Genomic DNA, 5,111 nt, shown 5'->3' on the forward strand with positions numbered 1-5,111 from the left:
ACTCCTTCTGCTTTTATCCAGCGGCCAGTAGCTTTGAAACCTCTGCACTTGTTCACAAACCGCAAACATTGTACGGATAGTGTTCAGGGTTTAATGTTCAATGTTCAATGTTCAATGTTTAGTGTTCAAGGTTCAAGGTTCAATGTTCAAGGTATAATGTTCAAGGTTAGAACAAAACGGATGGGTTGTCGCACACATACTTTCTGCTTTCCACTTTGGGCTTTAAGCTTACAAGCGACTGGCATATCTTTTTCGCGAGCATGTGGAAACAGCATTTCGCGATGAGCAAAGACGTTTTATGGTGGCAGTCAGGTGTAATATACCAGGTATACCCGCGTTCGTTTCAGGATAGTAATGGCGATGGCGTAGGCGATTTGAAAGGTATAACATCGCGGCTGGATTACCTGCAATGGCTGGGCATTAAAGCAGTTTGGGTATCCCCCATTTACCCATCGCCTATGGCTGATTTCGGATACGACATTTCCGATTATGGGGATATTCATCCACTCTTCGGAACGATGCAGGACTTCGAGGAATTGCTGGAGGGTATTCATCGGCGCAACATGAAATTGATACTCGACCTCGTTCCCAATCACACTTCCGATAAACATCCGTGGTTCCTGGAATCAAGGTCATCACGCGATAATCCCAAACGCGACTGGTATATATGGAAAGATCGTAAGCCCGATGGCTCGTTGCCCAATAACTGGCTTGCTGCGTTTGGAGGTTCCGCATGGGAATGGGATGAAGCCACGCAACAATATTATTATCACGCTTTTCTCAAAGAGCAACCCGATTTGAACTGGCGTAATAAAGACGTACAAACTGCCATGTTCGCGATGATGCGCTTCTGGCTCGACAAAGGTGTTGACGGTTTTCGCATTGATGTAATGTGGCACATGATAAAAGATGCGTTATTCCGCGATAATCCTGTTAATCCTGAGTATCAGCCACACATGGCTACGTATGACCAACTGCTTCCTATATATTCCAGCGATCAACCCGAAGTGCACACCATTGTAAGAGAAATGCGCGAGTTGCTGGATGAATATCCCGAGCGAATGATGATTGGAGAAATATACCTTCCTATTCACAAGCTGGTGGTATATTATGGCACTGACAACAAGGGCGCACATCTGCCTTTTAACTTTATGTTGCTTACGCTTGCCTGGGACCCAAAAAGAATTGCCGCTGCTATAAATGAATACGAAGCGTCACTTCCCCGTGGAGGGTGGCCCAATTGGGTACTGGGCAACCACGATCAGCCGCGTGTTGTAAGTCGTATAGGAGCATCGCAGGCGCGTGTGGCAGCCATGCTGCTGCTAACCTTGCGGGGTACACCTACTATATATTACGGCGATGAATTAGGCATGCGCGATGTGGCTATACCTCCTGATAAGATGATGGACCCGCAGGGACTAAATATGCCCGATAAAAATTTAAGTCGTGATCCGGCCCGCACACCCATGCAATGGGACAACAGTGAATATAGCGGCTTTTCACTGGTGAGTCCATGGTTGCCGGTAGATCGCACGGCCGATCGTGTCAACGTGCGTGTACAGCACAGCGATCCGTCATCGATGCTGATACTCTACAGAAGGTTGATTCATTTTCGCGAACAGAACCCGGTGTTTATTACCGGCTCTTACATCCCGGTATTTGCAGATCACCAGGTGATTGCCTATCTGAGAAGAGAAGAAGGGCACCCTGAATTTCTGGTCGTGCTTAATCTGAGTCACAGGCCTTGTTACTTTCGAATGGCAGGCCGGTCCCTTTACGGAACCATTGTATTATCAACAACCCCTGCGCTGGAGCAAACCACCATTCGCGATACACTAACATTGAGTGGCGATGAAGGTGTTATCATCGCGTTACAGTCATAAGAATTTTATGAGAAATAATACCGGTCCTTATTTCATTGGAAACAATACCTGCATGTTTTCATGCTGGGCGCCTGAAAAGCAAAAGGTCACACTGCGTATAGTCAGCCCAAAGGAACGGGATATACCCATGGAGAAAGACGATATGGGATATTTTCACGTAAACGTTGCAGATATACCGCCCGGTGCTGAATATTATTTTATGTTGGAGGGAGAGAAGGAGCTACTTCCCGATCCGGCATCCAACTTTCAGCCACACGGAGTACACGGTGCATCGGCAGTGGTAAATCATCATACCTTTCCATGGGAAGATGCCGCATGGAAAAGTATACCGCTGGAAGATATAGTGCTGTACGAGCTTCACATCGGCACCTTTACAGAAGAAGGTACTTTCGATGCTGTTATACCACGGCTCGATGATTTGATATCCACAGGTATAAATGCGATCGAGATCATGCCGGTAGCACAATTTTCGGGCGAACGTAACTGGGGATACGATGGTGTTTTTCTGTACGCGCCGCATGTTACATACGGTGGGCCCGAAGGCTTGAAACGTCTTGTGAATGCGTGTCATCAAAAAGGTATCGCCGTATACCTGGATGTAGTTTACAACCATGTAGGCCCCGAAGGAAATGTGCTGCACCGCTACGCACCGTATTTTACATCACGCTATAAAATTCCGTGGGGTGATGCCATGAACATGGACGACCGATGGGCGGATGGTGTACGTGACTATATTTCCAATAATCCTCTTTACTGGTTCGAATACTATCACATAGACGGTTTACGGGTAGATGCTATTCACACACTGTATGACAGTAGTGCAGTATCCATCTGGGAGCTGATTAACCAAAAAGTAAAATCGTTGCGCGAAACACTGGGGCGGCCGCTATATCTTATTGCCGAGAGCGATCTCAACAGTCCACGGGTAACGCAGCAACCGATTATTGGCGGAATGGGCTTCGATGCACAGTGGCTTGATGATTTTCACCATGCGCTGTATACACTTGCTGATTCGCGTGGCAAACGCAGGTATGAAGATTACGGATCGATGCATCAACTGGCGAAAGCCTATACGGACGGTTTTGTATTGTCAGGAGAGTTTGTAAAATTCAGAAAGCGCAGGTTTGGCAGGTCTTCTGCAGGTGTTGGAGGAAATCACTTTGTAGCATTTACTCAAAACCATGATCAGGTTGGCAATCGGGTAAAAGGTGAGCGACTCAGTTTGCTTGTTGATTTTGAGCGACTCAAACTGGTGGCGGGTGCGTTGTTCACAGCACCCTATATTCCCTTGCTGTTTATGGGTGAGGAGTATGCTGAAGAGGCACCGTTCCTGTTTTTCTGCGATCATCAGAATCCGGAGTTAATCAACGCTACACGCGAAGGAAGAAAGAAAGAGTTTGCAGACTTTCGCGATGAAGGTGAGCCTGCCGATCCATTCGATCGAAATACATTTCTGCAATGCAAGTTAAACTGGTTAGCCCGGCGGCAGGGAAGACATGCCATCATGCTTCGTTGGTATAGTGAGTTAATCAGCTTACGGAAAGAGCACCCGGCTTTGCGCAGTTATAACAAAGATAATATACAGGCAGAGGTGATAGAACCGGGTATGTTGGTGATTCACAGAAAATCCAAAGACAAAAACAAGGTAATGGTATTTCTCAACTTTGCAGAGCATGATACAACGTACCGGGTACCTGCCGGAAATGTGCTGTGGAAGAAACTGATTGATTCGCGAGATGCCCGGTGGAACACCGAAAATATAGCATCTGCCTTTTTACCATCGGAAATTACAGAAACAAATTTTGTAACAGTGCCGGCCATCTGCATAGCGATATATACCGGTGCACAGTAAGATGAGCGCGGAATGATTTTTTGATCGTAGCTGTAACGGCCTAAGATCAGAATGATGGACACTTCACTTGCAGAAAAATTACTGAGCCGTATCGTTACTGAAATGGATACGGCCACCAGCGTTATAGATGCGCTGCACAAACGCGGGTATACTTACAACTTCGAGCTGACAGAAGATAAGCTGATCTGCCTGCAGAATTTCAAAAGTTATTTTCCTGATGATTTTATTGTAGACGTTGTATATCCCTTGGAGGGAGCAAATAATGATCTGAGGGAATGCTTTGTCTTTGCCTTGCGCGAGCCCATTACACAGGTTAAAGGTATCTTTTATTTTACATGCTATACCGGTAATTCATTTTCGCGATTGTTGTAGAATACCGCCATCGTTTTTCTACACTCCACAGGTAAATCCACAGAACGCCACAATTGTACCTTTTATACCGGACTTTTTACAGCGGCATGCCTTTTATGGTTCTTATTAAAACCCTCTGAACATGAAAAAAATCACAGCACTTTTTATTGCAGTGTTTATAGTAAGCATTGCACTGGTTCATGCACAGCAATATGATACTGCACGCACCAAGCAAAGACCATCGCAGTCAGAACCGGAGTCCCAGACTCCTTCCTCACAACCTTCGTCTCAGGAATCTGATCAGTACAAACAAAGCGATTACGAAACCATTGAGTCGGCCGATGTACCCGCATCGCTTCGCAGTACGCTGCAACGTTCTCAATATAAAGGATGGGAGAGTGGTAAAGTGTATCGCAGCAAGAACAACAGTGGATATTGGATAGCGATCGGTTCTGGCAGCGATGCGCGAAACTATTACTTTGACAGAAACGGAAGAGCCACAAAAGCTCCCGGCCCGGGCGTAGGAAAATCTCCGGAATAAGGTTGGGCCGTTATCCGTTATCGTTATATAATTTTTCTGTGCTATTCTGTGAAATCTGTGGGAACAAAAAATGCATTTATTTCCCACAGAAATCACAGAATTACACGGATAACTATAACGGAATAGCCTGTAACAATTAGCGTGTAACGGATCGCGATTAACTAAATCGTAGTGTCATCATTGATCTCATTCTCATCACCCAATCGTTTCTCCCGGTGAACATCTTTCTTCCGGGAATCCGTTGATATGGATTGCTCTTTTGTTTTGCCCGCTGAAGCAGGAGATGTTCTTCGATCCTGCTGTGAAGCTGATGCGTTTCGGGTTGTGCTTTGCTTTTTCATAATGCTTATCGTTTTTGTGAAACGTTTTAACCGTTACACGTTAACCGTTACACGTTAATCGTTACAAGTAATTTGCCAGCTTCGAAAGCTGTATTGGCTAGCGGTTAACCTGTAACTAATAACCATTAACGTGTAACAGCCAA

Annotated in this window: 5 protein-coding genes; 4 read left to right on the forward strand and 1 reads right to left on the reverse strand. The window is 45.7% G+C overall.

Translation table 11 applies throughout. The features are described 5' to 3' along the window. Positions 1-281: 281 nt before the first annotated feature. The 4 genes from V7Q33_RS19640 (at position 282) to V7Q33_RS19655 (ending at position 4,627) form a co-directional block, all read left to right on the forward strand. Positions 282-1,883 (forward strand): alpha-amylase family glycosyl hydrolase, encoded by a 1,602-nt coding sequence (locus V7Q33_RS19640; protein WP_333820978.1) that lies wholly within the window; start codon positions 282-284, stop codon positions 1,881-1,883. Between the two features lie 7 nt (positions 1,884-1,890). After that, positions 1,891-3,735 (forward strand): malto-oligosyltrehalose trehalohydrolase, encoded by a 1,845-nt coding sequence (gene treZ, locus V7Q33_RS19645; RefSeq protein WP_333820979.1) that lies wholly within the window; start codon positions 1,891-1,893, stop codon positions 3,733-3,735. 51 nt (positions 3,736-3,786) lie between these two features. Further along, positions 3,787-4,107 carry a hypothetical protein gene (locus V7Q33_RS19650; protein ID WP_333820980.1) on the forward strand — a complete coding sequence of 107 codons (321 nt, stop codon included), beginning with the start codon at positions 3,787-3,789 and terminating at the stop codon, positions 4,105-4,107. Positions 4,108-4,228: 121 nt separating this feature from the next. After that, entirely contained in the window at positions 4,229-4,627 is a 399-nt protein-coding gene (locus V7Q33_RS19655) for a hypothetical protein (protein WP_331979860.1), read from the forward strand. Between the two features lie 161 nt (positions 4,628-4,788). On the opposite strand, the gene V7Q33_RS19660 is transcribed toward V7Q33_RS19655, so the two are convergent. After that, complete coding sequence (locus tag V7Q33_RS19660) at positions 4,789-4,968, reverse strand: hypothetical protein (protein ID WP_331979858.1); 180 nt, start codon at positions 4,966-4,968, stop codon at positions 4,789-4,791. Positions 4,969-5,111 lie beyond the last annotated feature (143 nt).

The sequence above is a fragment of the Ohtaekwangia sp. genome, from assembly GCF_036786105.1.
Taxonomy (GTDB): domain Bacteria; phylum Bacteroidota; class Bacteroidia; order Cytophagales; family Cyclobacteriaceae; genus Ohtaekwangia.